15 protein-coding genes are annotated in these 16,476 nt (G+C 70.5%); 5 read left to right on the top strand and 10 right to left on the bottom strand.

Going from position 1 to position 16,476, the window contains the following annotated elements; translation table 11 throughout:
- The 3 genes from dmpG to ACFWN2_RS24265 are packed head-to-tail and all read right to left on the bottom strand — an operon-like array spanning position 1 to position 2,689.
- The gene (gene dmpG / locus ACFWN2_RS24275; protein WP_382430887.1) at positions 1-999 is read right to left on the bottom strand and encodes a 4-hydroxy-2-oxovalerate aldolase; all 999 of its coding nucleotides are present in this window, start codon (positions 997-999) and stop codon (positions 1-3) included.
- On the bottom strand, positions 996-1,913 hold the full coding sequence (locus ACFWN2_RS24270; protein ID WP_382430885.1) for an acetaldehyde dehydrogenase (acetylating): 918 nt from the start codon (positions 1,911-1,913) through the stop codon (positions 996-998). The genes dmpG and ACFWN2_RS24270 overlap by 4 nt, the downstream gene beginning before the upstream one ends.
- Positions 1,913-2,689, bottom strand: coding sequence for a 2-keto-4-pentenoate hydratase (locus ACFWN2_RS24265; protein ID WP_382430883.1), 777 nt, complete (start codon positions 2,687-2,689; stop codon positions 1,913-1,915). The genes ACFWN2_RS24270 and ACFWN2_RS24265 overlap by 1 nt, the downstream gene beginning before the upstream one ends.
- 79 nt (positions 2,690-2,768) lie before the next feature.
- Between ACFWN2_RS24265 and ACFWN2_RS24260 the strand changes: the two genes are divergently transcribed.
- A complete protein-coding gene (locus ACFWN2_RS24260; protein ID WP_382430881.1) occupies positions 2,769-3,533 on the top strand; it encodes an IclR family transcriptional regulator in 765 nt (254 codons plus the stop codon).
- Positions 3,534-3,585: 52 nt separating this feature from the next.
- Here ACFWN2_RS24260 and ACFWN2_RS24255 read toward each other — a convergent pair whose 3' ends face one another.
- Positions 3,586-4,593 carry a DUF2891 domain-containing protein gene (locus ACFWN2_RS24255; RefSeq protein ID WP_382430879.1) on the bottom strand — a complete coding sequence of 336 codons (1,008 nt, stop codon included), beginning with the start codon at positions 4,591-4,593 and terminating at the stop codon, positions 3,586-3,588.
- Positions 4,594-4,769: 176 nt separating this feature from the next.
- Here ACFWN2_RS24255 and ACFWN2_RS24250 point away from each other — a divergent pair, with 176 nt between their 5' ends.
- Positions 4,770-6,158, top strand: coding sequence for a class II 3-deoxy-7-phosphoheptulonate synthase (locus tag ACFWN2_RS24250; RefSeq protein ID WP_382430877.1), 1,389 nt, complete (start codon positions 4,770-4,772; stop codon positions 6,156-6,158).
- A gap of 70 nt (positions 6,159-6,228) precedes the next feature.
- On the opposite strand, the gene pknB is transcribed toward ACFWN2_RS24250, so the two are convergent.
- The gene (pknB, locus tag ACFWN2_RS24245) at positions 6,229-8,256 is read right to left on the bottom strand and encodes a Stk1 family PASTA domain-containing Ser/Thr kinase (RefSeq protein ID WP_382430875.1); all 2,028 of its coding nucleotides are present in this window, start codon (positions 8,254-8,256) and stop codon (positions 6,229-6,231) included.
- Positions 8,257-8,333: 77 nt separating this feature from the next.
- Here pknB and ACFWN2_RS24240 point away from each other — a divergent pair, with 77 nt between their 5' ends.
- Positions 8,334-8,699 (top strand): Rv2175c family DNA-binding protein, encoded by a 366-nt coding sequence (locus ACFWN2_RS24240; RefSeq protein ID WP_245786571.1) that lies wholly within the window; start codon positions 8,334-8,336, stop codon positions 8,697-8,699.
- A 137-nt stretch (positions 8,700-8,836) separates the two neighbouring features.
- Here the strand turns inward: ACFWN2_RS24240 and ACFWN2_RS24235 are convergent, their stop codons facing one another.
- The 3 genes from ACFWN2_RS24235 to ACFWN2_RS24225 form a co-directional block, all read right to left on the bottom strand.
- Positions 8,837-9,772, bottom strand: coding sequence for a phytoene/squalene synthase family protein (locus ACFWN2_RS24235; protein WP_382430873.1), 936 nt, complete (start codon positions 9,770-9,772; stop codon positions 8,837-8,839).
- On the bottom strand, positions 9,769-11,217 hold the full coding sequence (mptB, locus tag ACFWN2_RS24230) for a polyprenol phosphomannose-dependent alpha 1,6 mannosyltransferase MptB (protein WP_382430871.1): 1,449 nt from the start codon (positions 11,215-11,217) through the stop codon (positions 9,769-9,771). The genes ACFWN2_RS24235 and mptB overlap by 4 nt, the downstream gene beginning before the upstream one ends.
- Before the next feature lie 205 nt (positions 11,218-11,422).
- Positions 11,423-12,526 carry a polyprenyl synthetase family protein gene (locus tag ACFWN2_RS24225; RefSeq protein ID WP_382430869.1) on the bottom strand — a complete coding sequence of 368 codons (1,104 nt, stop codon included), beginning with the start codon at positions 12,524-12,526 and terminating at the stop codon, positions 11,423-11,425.
- A gap of 68 nt (positions 12,527-12,594) precedes the next feature.
- Between ACFWN2_RS24225 and ACFWN2_RS24220 the strand changes: the two genes are divergently transcribed.
- Positions 12,595-13,476, top strand: a complete 882-nt coding sequence (locus ACFWN2_RS24220; RefSeq protein ID WP_382430867.1) for a methylenetetrahydrofolate reductase — start codon at positions 12,595-12,597, stop codon at positions 13,474-13,476.
- An 8-nt stretch (positions 13,477-13,484) separates the two neighbouring features.
- Here the strand turns inward: ACFWN2_RS24220 and ACFWN2_RS24215 are convergent, their stop codons facing one another.
- Positions 13,485-14,147, bottom strand: a complete 663-nt coding sequence (locus ACFWN2_RS24215; RefSeq protein WP_382430865.1) for a DUF3153 domain-containing protein — start codon at positions 14,145-14,147, stop codon at positions 13,485-13,487.
- Positions 14,148-14,246: 99 nt separating this feature from the next.
- On the opposite strand from ACFWN2_RS24215, the gene ACFWN2_RS24210 reads away from it, so the two are divergent.
- On the top strand, positions 14,247-15,899 hold the full coding sequence (locus ACFWN2_RS24210) for a DUF885 domain-containing protein (protein ID WP_382430863.1): 1,653 nt from the start codon (positions 14,247-14,249) through the stop codon (positions 15,897-15,899).
- 81 nt (positions 15,900-15,980) lie between these two features.
- Here the strand turns inward: ACFWN2_RS24210 and ACFWN2_RS24205 are convergent, their stop codons facing one another.
- Entirely contained in the window at positions 15,981-16,475 is a 495-nt protein-coding gene (locus ACFWN2_RS24205) for a VOC family protein (protein ID WP_382430861.1), read from the bottom strand.
- Between the last annotated feature and the right edge of the window lies 1 nt (position 16,476).

Genomic DNA, 16,476 nt, shown 5'->3' with positions numbered 1-16,476 from the left:
CTAACGCGTGAGGTCCAGGGCGATGTCGGTGAGCATGTCCTCCTGACCGCCCACCAGGCGCCGGCGTCCCGCTTCCAGGAGGAGGGTGCGGACGTCGGCGCCGGTGCGTTGCGCGGCCGTGTCGGCGTGGCGCAGGAACGAGCCGTAGACGCCCGCGTAGCCCAGGGTCAGGCTCTCGCGGTCGACCCGGACCGGGCGGTCCATGAGCGGGCGGACCAGGTCGTCGGCGGCGTCCTGGAGCGCGAACAGGTCGGCGTTGTGCTGCCACTCCTGGAGGTTCGCGACGGCGACGAACGGCTCGATCGGGCAGTTGCCCGCTCCCGCGCCGAGTCCGGCCAGGGAGGCGTCGACGCGGGTCGCGCCCTCCTCGACGGCGGTGATGGAGTTCGCCACCGCCAGTGAGAGGTTCTCATGAGCGTGAATGCCTATTTCGGTTCGCTCGTCGAGAACGTCCCGGTAGGCGCGGATCCGGTCGCGGACGTCGTGGGGGAGCAGGCGACCGCCGGAGTCCGTCACGTAGACGCAGTTCGCGCCGTAGGACTCCATCAGCTTCGCCTGACGTGCGAGCTCCTGCGGCTCGGCGAGGTGGCTCATCATCAGGAACCCGGACACGTCCATGCCGAGGTCGCGCGCGCCGGCGATGTGCTGCGCCGAGATGTCGGCCTCGGTGCAGTGCGTGGCGATGCGCACCGACTTCACACCGAGGTCGTGAGCGCGCTTGAGGTCGTGGAGCGTGCCGATGCCCGGCAGCAGCAGCGTCGTGAGCTTCGCCCCCGTCAACGCACCGGCGGCTGCCTCGATCCACTCCCAGTCGGTGTGGCTGCCGGGGCCGTAGACGAGCGAGCCGCCGCTCAGGCCGTCGCCGTGCGACACCTCGACGGCGTCGACGCCGGCCTGGTCCAGCGCCTTCGCGATCTCGGCGACCTTCTTGGGGTCGATGCGGTGCCGCAGGGCGTGCATGCCGTCCCTGAGCGTCACGTCCTGGATGTAGAGCTTCACGCGCGCACCACCGCCTTCGCCATGGTCTCGGCGACCCGGACGGCCGCGCTGGTCATGATGTCCAGATTGCCCGCGTAGGCAGGCAGGTAGTCGGCCGCGCCCTCGACCTCCAGCAGCACCGTGACCTGGTGCGTCACCGGTTCCTCGGTGAGGGTGGCCGGCTGGTCGACCGGGTCGATCTGCACGGTCTGCTTGAGCCGGTAGCCGGGGACGTAGGCGCAGACCTGGCCGACCATCCGCTCGACGGACTCGCGGATCTCCTGGTGCGTCGCGGGATCCGGCGCGTTGACGAGCGCGAGGACCGTGTCGCGCATGGTGATGGGCGGGTCGGCAGGGTTGAGCACGATGACGGCCTTGCCCCGCTTCGCGCCGCCCACGTCCGCGATGGCCTGCGCGGTCGTCTCGGTGAACTCGTCGATGTTCGCCCTGGTGCCGGGACCCGCGCTGCGCGACGAGATCGACGCGACGATCTCCGCGTACGGCACGGGGGTGACGGCGTTGATCGCGGCGACGATCGGGATCGTGGCCTGACCGCCGCAGGTGACCATGTTGACGTTCGGGGCGTCGAGGTGCTCGTCGAGGTTGACCGTCGGCACCACCATCGGCCCGATCGCCGCCGGCGTGAGGTCGATGACCTTCTTGCCGTGCGCCGCGAGGACCTCCGCGTGCTTGGCGTGCGCGCCCGCGGAGGTCGCGTCGAAGACGATCTCGATCTCGTCGAACCCGGGCAGGGCGACGAGGCCCTCGATGCCGTCCGAGGTGGTCGCGACCCCGAGCCCGCGGGCCTTCGCGAGGCCGTCCGACTCGGGGTCGATGCCGACCAGCGCCGCCACCTCCAGCACCGAGGAGCGCTTGAGCACCTTGATGACGAGGTCGGTGCCGATGTTGCCCGACCCGATGATCGCGACCTTCATCACGCCTCCTTCGCGAACGTGGCCCGGACCGTGCCCAGACCGGTGATGGTCGCCTCGACCTCGTCGCCCGCGCTCACCGGCACCATGGGACCGAGCGCGCCGCTGAGCACGACGTCACCCGCCCTGAGCGGGTCGCCCAGGCGCACGGCGGTCTCGGCGAGCCAGGCGAGGGCGGTCAGCGGGTCGCCCATGCAGTCGGCGCCGGTGCCGGTCGAGCGCTCCTCGCCGTTGACGGACAGCACCCCGGTCACCTCGCGCGGCGTGACCTCGGACAGCTCCTTGCGCTCGGTGCCGAGCACGTAGAGCGCGGAGGAGGCGTTGTCCGCGACGGTGTCGGCGAAGGTGATGTTCCAGCCCTCGATCCGGCTGTCCACGATCTCCAGCGACGCCTGGGCGTACGCGACCGCCGCCGCGACCTTCCGCTCGTCGAACGGGCCCTCGGTGAGGTCCTCCGCCAGCACGAACGCCACCTCGGCCTCGACCTTCGGCTGCAGCAGGCGTTCGGTCGGCAGCACGTCGCCGTCCTTGAACGCCATGTCGTCGAGCAGCACTCCGAAGTCCGGCTGGTCCACGCCGAGCTGCCTGCGCACCGCGGGCGCGGTGAGACCGATCTTGCGGCCGACCGGTTTCGCGCCTTCCGCGACGCGCGCGGCGATGTTGTGCTGCTGGACCGCGTACGCCTCGGTGTCGCCGATGACGTCCCGCACGGGCGCGCACGTGATCTTGTCCCGCGCCGCCGTGGCCAGGCGCTCTGCTGCGACTCGAACTTCGTTCATGCCCACATCGTGACGGTGTTCCCGGTTCCCAGGGGACCTTCGAGTTCCGCTGAGCGGAACCCGGTGGCACGATCGGGTCATGACCGACGTGCCGAACACCCTGCTGGGCAAGGTGATGTCGGTGCTGCACGCCTACGGTCCCGACGACGACGAGCTGGGCTTCGCGGAACTGGGCAGGCGCACCGGCCTGCCCAAGGCCACGCTGCACCGCCTGCTGGGCGAGCTGGCCGAGGTGCGGCTCCTGGACCGCGGCCGGCGCGGGTACCGCCTGGGCAGCCACCTGTTCCAGCTGGGCATCCGCGCGTCGGTGGAACGCCGCCTGGTCGAGGTCTCCACCCCGTTCCTCGAAGACCTCTACGAGCGCACCCACGAGACCGTCCACCTCGGACTCCTCGAAGGTCACGAGGTCGTCTACGCCGTCAAGATCGGCGGCCACCGCCAGGCGTCCTCCCCGTCCCGCCTCGGCGGCCGCATGCCGCTGCACGCCACCGCGATCGGCAAGGCCCTGCTGGCCCACGCGCCGACGACGCTGAGGAGCGACGTGCTGGGTTCTCCGCTGGCCCGCCTGACCCCGCGCACCGCCGTCACGCCCGGCATGCTCCGGCTCCAGCTGACGAAGGTCCGGCAGACCGGCATCGCCTACGAGTTCGAGGAGTCCCGGGTCGGCCTGGCCTGCGTGGCGTCACCGGTGCTGGGGCACGACGGCACCGCGGTGGCGGCGGTCAGCGTCGCCGGGCCGACCACGCGGTTCGACCCCCGCGCGCACGCCGCGTCCGTGCACGCGGCGGCGACGGGCATCGCGCTCACCCTGGTCCGCCGCGCGAGCCTGACGACCGGCCACTGATATCCGATATATCAGTGGCGCGTCGTTCCGGCCGCAAACGCTTCGCGGCCGGTCAGAAGGCCTTCACGTCGAGGTACGCGCCGAACGTCCCGAGCCAGTGGTCGGCCATGTACCCGTGCCCGCCGAACACGTAGGTCCACCCGGCCTCGCGGTGCGCCGCCGACGCCGTCCGCGCCAGCGACGCGTACCGGTGCCCGTCCGGAAGCGCCTCCGCGATCGCCTCCCAGTTCCAGGCGCGCGACAGCGCGAGCCCGGCCAGGTGCGAGCCGTAGGGGTCGCTGGGGTCGTCGACCGGGAACGGCTCGCGCAGCACGCGCCACCGTTCGGACTCGAGGTCCGGCAGGTAGGCGTCGAGCCAGTCGGCGAACTCGGCGGGCTCCAGGGCGCGGCGCATCAGGTCGGCCGTCGTCAGCGCGGGCGACAGGAAGTCGGCGGCGTCCGGTTCGAAGCCGCCGTAGCCGGCCTCGCCGCGGTGCCACCGCAGTGCCGCCTCGGCGCACGCGGAGGCCAGTTCGGTGTCGCCGGTCGCCTGCGCCGCGTCGAACACGAGGCTGGTGGCGAACGCGGTGTTGCTGTGCGTGCCGGTGCGGATCGGCAGGCGCGCGACCGAGACCCACTCCAGCCACCGGTCGCGCAGCACGTCCGCGATGGGCGCCACCGACCACGGCAGGTCGGAGGTGCGCAGCTCGGCGTCGAGCAGCAGCAGCCACGCCCACCCGTACGGGCGCTCCCAGTAGCGTCCGACGGGGGAGGCGAAGAACTCCGCCTCGACGGCGCAGTTGTCGGGCGTGACGAGCTTGTCCAGGGCGTTGCGGGCCGTGTCCGCTCCCGTGAGGGAGGGGCGCAGCCGCAGCAGGCGAACGGCGAGCCACGTCTGGTGCACGCACGAGTGCCAGTCGAACGACCCGGCGAACACCGGGTGCAGCACCCGCTGCGGCAGGAGCCGGTGGTCTCCGTCGATCACGTGCGTCCAGTGGACCGGGTGGTCGCGCTGGATGTTGTCGATCGCGATGCCCAGCAGCCGGGTCGCGGTGCCGTCATCCAATCGGGTGGCGTCCATGGCCCACATCATGCAGTGCGCCCTCTCATCACGGCAGAGGGTGATAGTTGACAAGTAACAGACTTCACTCGCCCAGGGGTAACGCTCGCTAGGCCGGATGACGCCTGGTCCGCACCCCTGGAACCGCTGACAGGCCCGGCCCGGTCTCTCAGTGTGGGACAACTAGGATGAGCAGCGTGAACTGGACCGTGGACGTGCCCATCGACACGCTTCCCGAGCTTCCGCCGCTGCCTCCCGAGATGCGCAAGCGCCTGGACGACGCCCTGTCGCGCCCGGCTGCCCAGCAGCCCGAATGGCCCGACGCCGAACAGGTGCGTCGCGTGCGGACCGTGCTCGAGAGCGTGCCGCCGATCACCGTGCCCGCCGAGATCGACCGGCTGCACACGCAACTGGCGCAGGTCGCGAACGGTGAGGCATTTCTCCTGCAGGGCGGTGACTGCGCGGAGACGTTCGCTGACAACACCGAGCCGCACATCCGCGCGAACATCCGGACCCTGCTGCAGATGGCCGTGGTGCTGACCTACGGCGCCAGCCTTCCCGTGGTGAAGGTCGGCCGCATCGCCGGCCAGTACGCCAAGCCGCGCTCGTCGGGCATCGACGCCCTCGGCCTGCCGTCCTACCGCGGCGACATCATCAACTCCCTGGTCGCGACGCCGGAAGCCCGTGTCGCCGACCCCGGTCGCATGATCCGCGCCTACGCGAACGCCGGCGCGGCCATGAACCTGCTGCGCGCCCTCACCGGCGCGGGTCTCGCCGATCTGCACCGCGTGCACGACTGGAACCGCGACTTCGTGCGCACCTCGCCCGCCGGTGAGCGCTACGAGGCACTGGCCGGCGAGATCGACCGCGGCCTCAAGTTCATGTCCGCGTGCGGCGTGAACGACCAGTCGCTGCACGGCACGGAGATCTTCGCCTCGCACGAGGCGCTGCTCCTCGACTACGAGCGCGCGCTGCTCCGCCTCGACACGACGGGCGACGAGCCCCGGCTCTACGACCTGTCGTCGCACTTCGTGTGGATTGGTGAGCGCACCCGCCAGCTCGACGGCGCGCACATCGCGTTCGCCGAGATGCTGTCGAACCCGATCGGTCTCAAGATCGGCCCGACGACGACGCCGGAGATGGCCGTCGAGTACGTCGAGCGCCTCGACCCGCACAACCGTCCCGGCCGCCTGACGCTCATCTCGCGCATGGGCAACCAGAAGGTGCGCGACGTGCTGCCCGCCATCATCGAGAAGGTCGAGGCCAGCGGCCACAAGGTCATCTGGCAGTGCGACCCGATGCACGGCAACACGCACGAGTCGTCGACCGGCTACAAGACCCGGCACTTCGACCGCATCGTCGACGAGGTCCAGGGCTTCTTCGAGGTGCACCGCCGCCTCGGCACGCACCCCGGTGGCATCCACATCGAGCTCACGGGCGAGGACGTCACCGAGTGCCTCGGCGGCGCCCAGGAGATCTCGGACGACGACCTGGCGGGCCGCTACGAGACGGCGTGCGACCCGCGCCTGAACACGCAGCAGTCGCTGGAGCTCGCGTTCCTCGTCGCCGAGATGCTGCGCTCGTAAGTTTCCTGAAGACCGGCTGAAGAACGAACGGCCCCGCGTCGAGAACGCGGGGCCCTTCGCTTTGCCCTGGTCAGAGGCCGACGATCGTGATCTCGGTACCTCGCCTCACCCGCTGGCGCGGCGGGATCGACTGGTTCACGACGGTCGCGTTGCCGCTCTTGTTGAACTCGACCTTCACCTTCAGGCCGGCCCGTTCGAGCTCCTCCTTCGCCTCGCGCACCTTCTTGCGGGAGACGTCGGGCACCTCGACCTCGCTGTTGTTCTGGTAGAAGACCGTGACCTTCTTGTTCTGGGTCGGGTCCAGCACCGTGCCGGCAGGCGGGTCCGTCCGCACCACGCGCGAGTTGCCGTTCTCCGGGGCCTCGTCGCCTCCCGCGTCGACCGGCTCCAGACCGGCGCGCTGCAGTTCGGCGTCCGCCTCGTTCTTCGTCTTGCCGGCCACGTTCGGCACCGGCAGCCGCGGCGGCGGCCCCTTGCTCATGATGAGGGTGACGGGCGAGTCGATGTTGAGCGCCGTACCGGGACGCGGGTCGATGCCCACGACCTTGCCGATGGGCACCGTGTCGTGGAACGCGTCCTTCGAGGCGTCCTTGGTCACCTTCAGGCCCGCGGCCGTGATCTCCTTGGTCGCCACGGCCTCCTCGGTGCCGGCGGTGATGAACGGCACCACCGGCTTGCCCCGGGACACGACGAGCTTGATCTGCTGGTTCTTGAGCAGCTCCGAGCCGGGAGCGGTGTCGGCGCTGATGACCGTGCCGTTGGGGACGTCGTTGGACGGCACCTTCTCGACCAGGCCGGTGAGGTTCGCCTGGGAGAGCAGCACCTGGGCGTTCTGCTCGGACTGGCCCACCACCGCGGGCATCTCCGTGTAGCGGTTGGCGCCCACGTACCAGGCGAACACGCCGACGAGGACCGCCACCACACCGACCACGGAACCCCAGATGGTGAAGAGCTTCTTGCGCCGCCTGCGCTCCTCCTCGAGCTTCTCGGCCTCGGTCTTCCGCTTCTGCGCGGGACGGCGGCGCGGCCGCTCCGGCCGCTGCATCGTGCGCGTCGCCGAGGCGGGGATGCCGGGAGGAGGCGTGGGCGGGCCGGTGTTGACCGTCGTCATCGCCGCCGAGTTGAGAGGCGGCTTCGGCACGACGGGCCTGGTCAGCTCGGCGGCCGACGGGGGAGTGGCGCCGACGGCGACGGGAACCGGTCGCATGATGACCGTCCTGTCGTTCTCGGGCGCCGAACCGGGAACGGGCACCGGCTGCGGCGTGAGGCCCACCTCCGAGCCCACGCGCTCCAGTTCGGCCAGGAACGCGTCGGCGTTCGCGGGCCGCAGCACCGGGTCGCGTCTCGTCGCCTTGCGCACCAGCGTGTCGAGCGCCAGCGGGATGTCCGGCACCGACGGGACGTCCGAGTTCACGTGCTGGTAGGCCACCGAGATGGGCGTCTCGCCGCGGTAGGGCGCCTGACCCGCCAGCATCTCGTAGAGCACGATGCCGGCCGAGTAGACGTCACTGCGCGCGTCCGCCGTGCCCGACTCCACCTGTTCGGGTGACAGATAGGCGACGGTGCCCAGGATCTCGCTGTCGCTCGTGACGCCGTTCCCGCCGATCGCGCGGGCCAGCCCGAAGTCCGCCACCTTCACCTGGCCACCAGGCCCGATCAGCACGTTCTCCGGCTTCACGTCCCTGTGCACGAGCCCGGCGCGGTGAGCGGCGCCCAACGCCGACAGCACCGGGCCGAGAACGCTCAACGCGACGGCGGGAGCGAGCTTGCCGCGCTGGTTGAGCAGGTCACGGAGGTTGCCACCGTCGATCAGCTCCATCACCAGGTACACCTGGTCACCGTCGACGCCTTGGTCGTGCACGGACACCACGGCCGGGTGATGCAACTGGGCCGCCGCCCGCGCCTCGCGCTCGAAGCGCGCCACGAACGCGGGGTCGGCGGTCAGGTGAGGATCCATCACCTTGATGGCGACATCGCGATCGAGGCGGGTGTCACGACCTCGATAGACGGTGGACATGCCGCCACGCGCGAGCACGGCGTCCACCCGGTAGCGCTGCTCCAGCAGTCCACCCATCACGTTCGAAACCGACCTCTCCACAGTGCGAGATGGTAAAGCTCAGCATGACCCGGTTGGCGGAAGGGCGTTCCCAGTTCGGTTATGGCATCGTGACCCCTGTGAGTGCGATTCCTGCCGCTGCGGATGTACTGGCTGCCGACCTGGAGGTTCTTCCTCTCCCCGAGGTAGCCGACCGAATGGGACTTCCGGTCACCCGGGTCCACCAGATGCTGCGCGACGGGCAACTGCTCGCCGAGCGGCGGAACGGCGTTCTCGTCGTTCCCGAGGCGTTCCTCGCCGCCGGAACCGTGGTGAAGGGTCTTCCCGGCACCATCACGGTGCTGCGCGACCAGAACTTCTCCACGGAGGAGATTCTGCGCTGGCTCTTCACGGAGGACGAAAGCCTCCCTGGCACTCCGATCGAAGCATTGCGCGGAGACCGTGGGCGTGAGGTAAAGCGACGCGCACAGGCCATGGGTTTCTGAGACCTCGACAGCAGCGGTTCCGGGCGTCTCCGCAGGTGAGAGGCGTCCGGAACCTGCGAGCCCGGAACCTGCGAGCGCGGAAACCTCCCGGCCGGAACCCGTCCGGCGGGAACCCCTCCGCGTCCCTAAGGCGGGGCTCACCCCGACATCCCTGAAGACGTCCCGCGGGACCTCCGCGAGGGCGTCCGGTGGGCCGTCGCCCGTGTCGTCACGCGTGCCAGGAGCGCCCGGCCGGCGCCGGGCACCGCGACGGCGAGCCGCCGTGCGTTCGGCACGGCCACACGCCGCCACAGCACCTCGCAGCCGACGAGCCCGAGGATGTCGCGATACAGCGTGTATGCGGTCCGCACACAGGGCCTGGACGCCGGCGACAGCATCCCGATGCCCGGTTCCGCCGACTGATATATCGCATATGAGTGCGCGACGAGGTCGTCGAGCACCCGCCGCACCCGGTCGTCCGCGCGACGATGACGCCGGCACCACAGCAGGAGGTCGCGGTCGACGCCGTGCGCGCCGAGGACGTCCTGCGGCAGGTACACGCGGCCGCGGTCGAGGTCCTCGCCGACGTCGCGCAGGAAGTTCGTGAGCTGGAACGCCACCCCGAGCCGGGCCGCGTGCGGTGCGGCCTCCTCGCGGGGCACGACGGTGCCGAGCACCGGCAGCATCTGCAGCCCGATGACCTCCGCCGAGCCGTGCACGTAGACGCCGAGCGCGTCGAGGTCCGCGTACTCGGTGACGTCGAGGTCCATCCGCATCGACGCGAGGAAGTCGGCGAACAGCGCCCTGTCGATGTCGTAGCGGCGCATCGTGTCCGCCAGCGCGTGCAGGATCGGGTTCGACGGCGCCTTCTCCAGGAGCCGTTCCAGCCGGTCTAGCTCACCCGCCCGGTCGGTCACCCCGGCCGCGTCGACGATCTCGTCGGCCCACCGCGCGAACGCGTACAGCGCGTGCACCGCAGGCCGCTGATCAGGCCGCAGCAGTGTCGTCGCGAGGAAGAACGTCCGCCCGTACCGGGCGTTCACCCGGCGGCAGGCGGCATAGGCGGAGCCCAGGTCCACTGTGGCGGGGCTCATTCGTAGCGGGAGGACAGGCCGAACGGGTCCGGCTTCACCAGCGACCGCGCCGCGAGTGCCGACACCAGCAGCGCGAAGAACAGGTAGCCCCACGAGTACAGCGCCGTGTCGCCGTTCGGGAACGTCACCAGCAGCAGGAACAGCGACGCGACCGTCATCGTGACCAGACCGGCCGTGCTCCACGCGAACCCGGCGGCGAGCGCCAGCGGCCAGCTGAAGTACCAGGGCAGCGTGGCGGGTGACAGCAGCGCCACGGCCAGCATCGTCAGCGCGCCACGCCGGATAGCGTCGCGCACCTCGCCGTCACGCGACGCCCACCACTGCGTGTACGCGATCCAGATCAGCACCACGGAGCCCAGGGCCCGCGCGACGCCGATGAAGATGCCGCCGTCGACGTAGACGAACCAGTTCACGATCATGCGCACGAAGTCGCCGACCGCGCTCGGCACCGACAGCCAGTTGATGATCATCGACGAGCTGCGCAGCGCCGGGATCCAGCCGAGGTTCACCCCGGCGACCACGGTGCACACGGCGAACGTCCCGAGGAACGCGGCGAGGCCCGGCAGCAGCGCCTTGCGGAACTGGGCGCGCTTGTCGCCGTCCAGGCGCGCAGCCCAGATCCAGACGAGGAACGGAACGACCACGACCGCCGTCGCCTTCACCGAGAACGCGAGGGCGAGCAGCACGAACCCGAGCACGTGCCTGCGGTCGAGCACCAGCAGCACACCGGCCGCCATCAGCCCGACCATCAGCAGGTCGTTGTGCGCCCCGCCGATCAGGTGGATCAGCACCAGCGGGTTCGCCGCGACCAGCCACAACGCGATCGCCGACTTGCCGCCCAGGTGCCTGCTCAGGCCGGGCAGCGCCCAGCACAGCAGCACCAGCCCGCCCGCGAGGGAGAAGCGCATGGCGACGACGCCGAGGATGACGCTCGCGTCCGTGATCCACACGATCGCCTTGGCGACCAGGATGAACAACGGCCCGTACGGCGCCGGCGTGTGCTGCCACACCCAGCTGACGTTCTCGGACAGCGTGCTCTGCAGGACGGCGGGCCCGACCGTGTACGGGTCGTAGCCGCTCAGCGCGAGCTGGCCCTGTGCCAGGTAGCTGTAGATGTCCTTGCTGAACAGCGGTGGTGCGAACAGCAGCGGCAACGTCCAGACCGTCACCGCGACCAGCACCGCGAAGTCGCCGATCTCGCCCCACCGCACGAGGCGGCCGAGCCGGATCCACGCCCAGATGACGAGGCCCAGCCCCAGGTACAGGACCATGCTCGCGAGGTCGCGGCCGTGGCCGTAGCGCAGCCAGCTCAGGCCCACCTGGGCGAGCAGCGGGTCGCGTTCGAGGATCGCGCCAGCGCCCATGCCCCCGAGCGCGATCAGCGCCACGCCCAGCAGACCGAGCATGGTCGTGCGGATGGGGATGGCGTAGGTGTTCGCGCGCACGACTGGTTGAAGCTCCTGTATCGACGCCTCGGAGCTCGTGCGGGGGAGGGACGGAGTTGCTGACATCGCCCGAACATCGTTGCACAAGGCGCGGAAGCGTCAGCAGGCAACGGGCCACACGGTGACGAGGAGTTAACCAACTCTCAGGAACCGGGAGTGGCGCCCGGAGCGGGGCTCGCGGTCACGACCGGCGTGATGATCGACTTCAGAAGGTCCGCTTCGTCGAGCTGATCGCGAGGTCGGCGAGCTTGGTGGCGGCCGGCTCGGCCACGGGGGCGGCGTCGAGAGCGGCCAGCGCGCTCTTCGTCAGCTCCTCGATGCGCTCCTCGACGGCGTCGACGGCGCCGACCTTCACGAGCGTGCGGCGGACCTCCTCGACGGTGTCGAGGTCGAGGTCGGGCTTGCCGAGGGCGATATCCAATATATCGGCGCCGAACTGCATTCCCAGCGCCACGAGCAGCGTGCGCTTGCCCTCGGCGAGGTCGTCACCCGCAGGCTTGCCGGTGACCTCGGGGTCGCCGAACACGCCGAGCAGGTCGTCGCGCAGCTGGAACGCGACGCCGATGTCGGCGCCGAACGCGCGCAGCCCGCCGATGAGCTCGGGGGAGCCGCCCGCCATCGCCGCGCCCATGTGCAGCGGTCGTTCGACGGTGTAGGCGGCGGTCTTGAGCCGGTCGATGCGCAGCGCGGCGTCGGTGGACGAGTCGCCCCGCGCCTGCGTCAGCACGTCGAGGTACTGGCCCGCGAGCATCTCGGTGCGCATGTCCCGCCACGGCTCGCTCATCCGCCGCAGCACCTCCGGCGGCAGCCCGGCGGCGAAGAGCATGTCGTCCGCCCACGCCAGCGCGACGTCGCCGATCAGCACGGCCGCCGACATGCCGAACCGCTCCGACGAGCCCAGCCAGCCCTGCTCGCGGTGCCGCGCGCCGAACGCGATGTGCACGGTCGGCTTGCCCCTGCGCACCGACGAGGCGTCCATCAGGTCGTCGTGGATCAACGCGCACGCCTGGATCAGCTCCAGCGAGCTGACCGCCGTGAGCACCTCGTCCGCGAGCTCGCCGTCGGGGTCACCCCCGGCCGCGCGCCAGCCCCACCACGCGTAGGTCGGGCGGATGCGCTTGCCCCCGCCCAGCACGAAGTCGGAGAGCGCGTCGACCGCGCTCGCGAAACTCGGGTCCATCGCCTCGCCGGACGCGCGCCGGGAGGCCAGATAAGCGGTCAGAGCTTCTTCGACGTGCTGGGGCAGGGCGACGTCGATCGGGTGGTGGGACACACGTCCATGGTCCGCTGTGTCCGGGGCCACCCGCATGTCGGGGCATCCGTACCACATGGTGAGCGCGTGTCCCACCTGGCGGACCTACCACTAGGCTTGGCCCCATGACGTCGGTGGTCGAACGGCTCCAGGGTGAGTCGCCCAAGTTCTCGGTGGAGTTCCTGCCACCCCGGGACGCGGAGGACGAGAAGATCCTCTGGAGGGCCGTCCGCGAGCTGGAGGGCCTCGACCCGGCGTTCGTGTCGATCACCTACGGCGCCGGCGGGTCGCGCCGCGACCGCACGATCCGCGCCACGGGCCGCATCGCGCAGGAGACGACGCTGCTGCCCGTCGCGCACCTCACCGCCGTCGAGCACTCGGTGGCGGAGCTGCGCAACGTCATCGGCTGGTACGCGGCGATCGGCGTGCGCAACGTCCTGGCGCTGCGCGGCGACCCTCCCGGCGACCCGATGGGCGAGTGGGTCGCGCACCCCGAGGGCCTCAGTTACGCCGACGAGCTGGTGCGGCTGGTCCGCGAGCTCGGCGACTTCTGCGTCGGCGTGGCGGCGTTCCCGTACGGGCACCCGCGCTCCGGCGACCTCGACACGGACCTGAAGTACCTGCTGCGCAAGCTCAACGCGGGCGCGGACTACGCGGTGGCCCAGCTGTTCCACGCGCCGGAGCCGTTCCTGCGGATGCGCGACCGGGTGGCGGAGGCGGGCTGTCCCGCGGCGATCCTGCCGGGGATCATGCCGATGCTGTCGCCGCGCGGCCTGTCCAAGATCGTGGAGCTGTCCGGTGCCGACCTGCCGCTCGACGTCTCGCGCAGGCTGGAGCCGTACGCGGACGACGTCGCGGGGTTCCGGGCGACCGGCATCGACATCGCGACCGAGATGTGTCAGCGGCTGCTCGACGAGGGCGTTCCCGCGCTGCACTTCTACACGATGAACAGGGCGAAGGCGACGCGGGAAGTGCTGGGGCGCCTGGGTCTGGTCACCCGCGCCTAGGCCCTGTCCTAAGCAAGTGCACTGCGTTTGTGCGCGATGAGGGCGAGCACGACGACGATCAGCGCGGCACCGCCGGTGAGCCCGGCGACCAGCAGCGCCCAGCCGAAGAACGACTGGGAGTTCTCGCCCGCGTACTGCACGGTGGCCTGCAGCATCGACGCCTGACCGGGCTTCGGAGACCACGCGATCGTGTTGTTCTCCTCCTCGCGGCCGTTGCTGTTCACGATCTGGCCGGGGAAGCTGACCTTGATCTGGATGTCCGCGCGTTCCACCGGAACCTGGGTCAGGTCGACCGACCCCGACAGCGTGACAAGATCACCCGACCGGCGGAAGTTGAGGCTGTAGCGGCTGTTCGACGAGCTCGTGGCCATCGACAGCGTCCGCATCTCGTCGAACGTCAGGCCGTTGAAGAACAGCTGCGTGCCCGCGTACGACTCCACCCGGTACGGCTTGGTGGTGACGCGGCTCTCCAGCTCCGGCGGCACCTTGAGCTGCGGGCCAGGGTCGTTGTCCTGCGTCGGCGGTGTGGCCGCGACGATCTCGCCGGAGATTCTGTCGTCCTCCGAGACGGCCATGGCGGCGTAGACGCGAACGCAGCCGCTCAGCGAGAACAGGGTGAGCAGCAAGAAGACCGGCAGCAGAAGTGCCCGGGAACGACGCACGGCGGACATCCTGCCAGCACGGCCCGGACGACGCAGGTCCCCTCCGAAGGTCGTGAGCTTGACTAACTACCTTTTGGCGCCGAGAAGCGCGAGGTAGCGTCACGAAACATGGCATCCGTGCACGACATCAGCAACAACTTCGTCCGCGACTACGTCGCGCTGGACCCCATCGTCGCGACCAGTCTCGGCTTCCCGGGAGCCGACGACAAGCTGACCGACCTCTCGCCGGAAGGGCACGCGGCGCGCGACGAACTTGCCGTCCGCGCTCTCGCCGCCATCACCGCCGCGCAGCCCGCGGATGCCTCGGAGGAGGCGGCGCGCGCCGTCTTCCTGGAACGCACGGGCCTCGAACACGAGCTGTACGAGGCGGGGGAGACCGAGTCCTCGCTGAACGTCATCGCGAGCCCGATCCAGTCCGTGCGCGACATCTTCGACCAGATGCCGACCGACACGCCCGAGCAGTGGGCCACGATCGGCAGCCGCCTCGCCGCCGTGCCCGCCGCTCTGGACGGCCTGCGCGCTTCTCTCTCGCACGCGGCCTCCCGCGGCAACGTCTCCGCGCTGCGTCAGGTCACCAAGGTCGCCAAGCAGTGCGACACGTTCGCCACGACGTTCTTCGGCCCGTTCGTCGCGTCCGCCGACGTCGACGGCTCCGTGCGTTCCTCTCTCGACACCGGTGCCGCCGCCGCTTCCGCCGCGTACGCGGACTTCGCGTCGTTCCTGCGCACGACCCTGGCTCCGCAGGCACCGGAGAAGGACGCGGTCGGCGAGGAGCGCTACCGCCTCGGCTCGCGCTACTTCACCGGTTCGAAGCTCGACCTGGCCGAGGCCTACGCGTGGGGCTGGGAGGAGTTCCTCGGCATCGAGGCCGAGATGAAGGAGATCGCGGGGCGGCTCAGGCCGGGCGCCTCGCTGAAGGAGACCGCGGCGTTCCTCGACGAGAACCCGCGCTACCACGTGCACGGCCAGGACGGCCTGCAGGCGTGGATGCAGGAACTGTCCGACAAGGCCCTGCTCGACCTGCGCGACGTGCACTTCGACCTGCCGGACGCGCTCATGAACCTCGAGTGCAGGATCGCCCCGCCCGGTGGTGCCGTCGGTGCCTACTACACGCCGCCGACCGCGGACTTCTCCCGCCCCGGCCGCATGTGGTGGTCGATCGCCGAGGGCAAGTCGGTGTTCCCGACGTGGCGCGAGACCTCGACGGTCTACCACGAGGGCGTGCCGGGCCATCACCTCCAGTGCGCCACGGCCGTGCACCAGTCGGGGACCTTGAACGACTTCCAGAGCCTCATGTGCTGGGTGTCGGGCCACGGCGAGGGCTGGGCGCTCTACGCGGAACGCCTCATGCGCGAGCTCGGCTACCTCGAGGACGACGGCGACCTGCTCGGCATGCTCGACGCGCACCTGTTCCGCGCGGCCCGCGTGATCATCGACATCGGCATGCACCTGGAGCTGGAGATCCCGGCCGGCACCGGCTTCCACCCCGGCGAGCGCTGGACCCCCGAGCTCGGCCTCGAGTTCATGCTGACCCGCACGCTGTCCGAGGCCGCGCACGTCCACGACGAGATCGACCGCTACCTCGGCTGGCCGGGCCAGGCGCCGTCGTACAAGATCGGCGAGCGCCTGTGGCTCGCCGCCCGTGAGGACGCGCGGGCCCGCAAGGGCGCCGACTTCGACCTCAAGCGCTTCCACAAGGAGGCGCTGGAGATGGGCGCGATGGGTCTCGACACCCTGCGCGAGCGGCTTGCCGCCCTCTGATCCCCAGGCTGATATGCCAGACAGCTGATATATCGGGCAGCTGATATATCGGATATCAGTGGCGTGGCCGCCGTCGGGCGGTCACGCCGGATCGGCCCACCGGACGCGCACGCGGTGCGTGATCGGCTCGGGGTCGTCGGTCCGCACGAACTCGAGCCACGGTCCCGGTTCGGGGCGGACCGACGCGAACCGCTCGTCGCCGCGCACCACCGGGTGCCCGGTCGCGCGGGCCGACTCCAGCGGGTCACGCGAGTCGACGACGACGGCCGCGATCACACCTGGGTACTCGGGGCGGGGTTCGAGGACGCAGAACTCGTTGCCCTGCGGGTCGCGCAGCACCACCCACGGCACGTCGGTCTGGCCGACGTCGGCGTGCTCGGCGCCGAGCTTCAAGGCCCGCGCGACGATGTCGGCCTGGTGCTCGGGCGAAGTCGAGGCCAGGTCGACGTGGACCCGGTTCTTCTCGATCTTCGGGGCGTCGCTCCACACGAACGTCAGCTCGATCTCGTCGCCGGCGAACTCGGACCAGAACGCGGCCAGCGCCGGGGGATCTGCCGACTCGAACGTGATTTCCACC

The organism is Lentzea sp. NPDC058436 (assembly GCF_042721515.1).
Taxonomy (GTDB): domain Bacteria; phylum Actinomycetota; class Actinomycetes; order Mycobacteriales; family Pseudonocardiaceae; genus Lentzea.
The sequence above is the reverse complement of the archived record's forward strand: the minus strand, read 5'-3'. Positions and strand labels throughout refer to the sequence as shown.

Coding starts and splice junctions, on each gene's coding strand:
- ACFWN2_RS24270 (WP_382430885.1), bottom strand. CDS start 1,913: ATGAAGGTCGCGATCATCGGGTCGGGCAACATCGGCACCGACCTCGTC.
- ACFWN2_RS24265 (WP_382430883.1), bottom strand. CDS start 2,689: ATGAACGAAGTTCGAGTCGCAGCAGAGCGCCTGGCCACGGCGGCGCGG.
- ACFWN2_RS24260 (WP_382430881.1), top strand. CDS start 2,769: ATGACCGACGTGCCGAACACCCTGCTGGGCAAGGTGATGTCGGTGCTG.
- ACFWN2_RS24255 (WP_382430879.1), bottom strand. CDS start 4,593: ATGGACGCCACCCGATTGGATGACGGCACCGCGACCCGGCTGCTGGGC.
- ACFWN2_RS24235 (WP_382430873.1), bottom strand. CDS start 9,772: ATGAGCCCCGCCACAGTGGACCTGGGCTCCGCCTATGCCGCCTGCCGC.
- ACFWN2_RS24225 (WP_382430869.1), bottom strand. CDS start 12,526: ATGCGGGTGGCCCCGGACACAGCGGACCATGGACGTGTGTCCCACCAC.
- ACFWN2_RS24220 (WP_382430867.1), top strand. CDS start 12,595: ATGACGTCGGTGGTCGAACGGCTCCAGGGTGAGTCGCCCAAGTTCTCG.
- ACFWN2_RS24215 (WP_382430865.1), bottom strand. CDS start 14,147: ATGTCCGCCGTGCGTCGTTCCCGGGCACTTCTGCTGCCGGTCTTCTTG.
- ACFWN2_RS24210 (WP_382430863.1), top strand. CDS start 14,247: ATGGCATCCGTGCACGACATCAGCAACAACTTCGTCCGCGACTACGTC.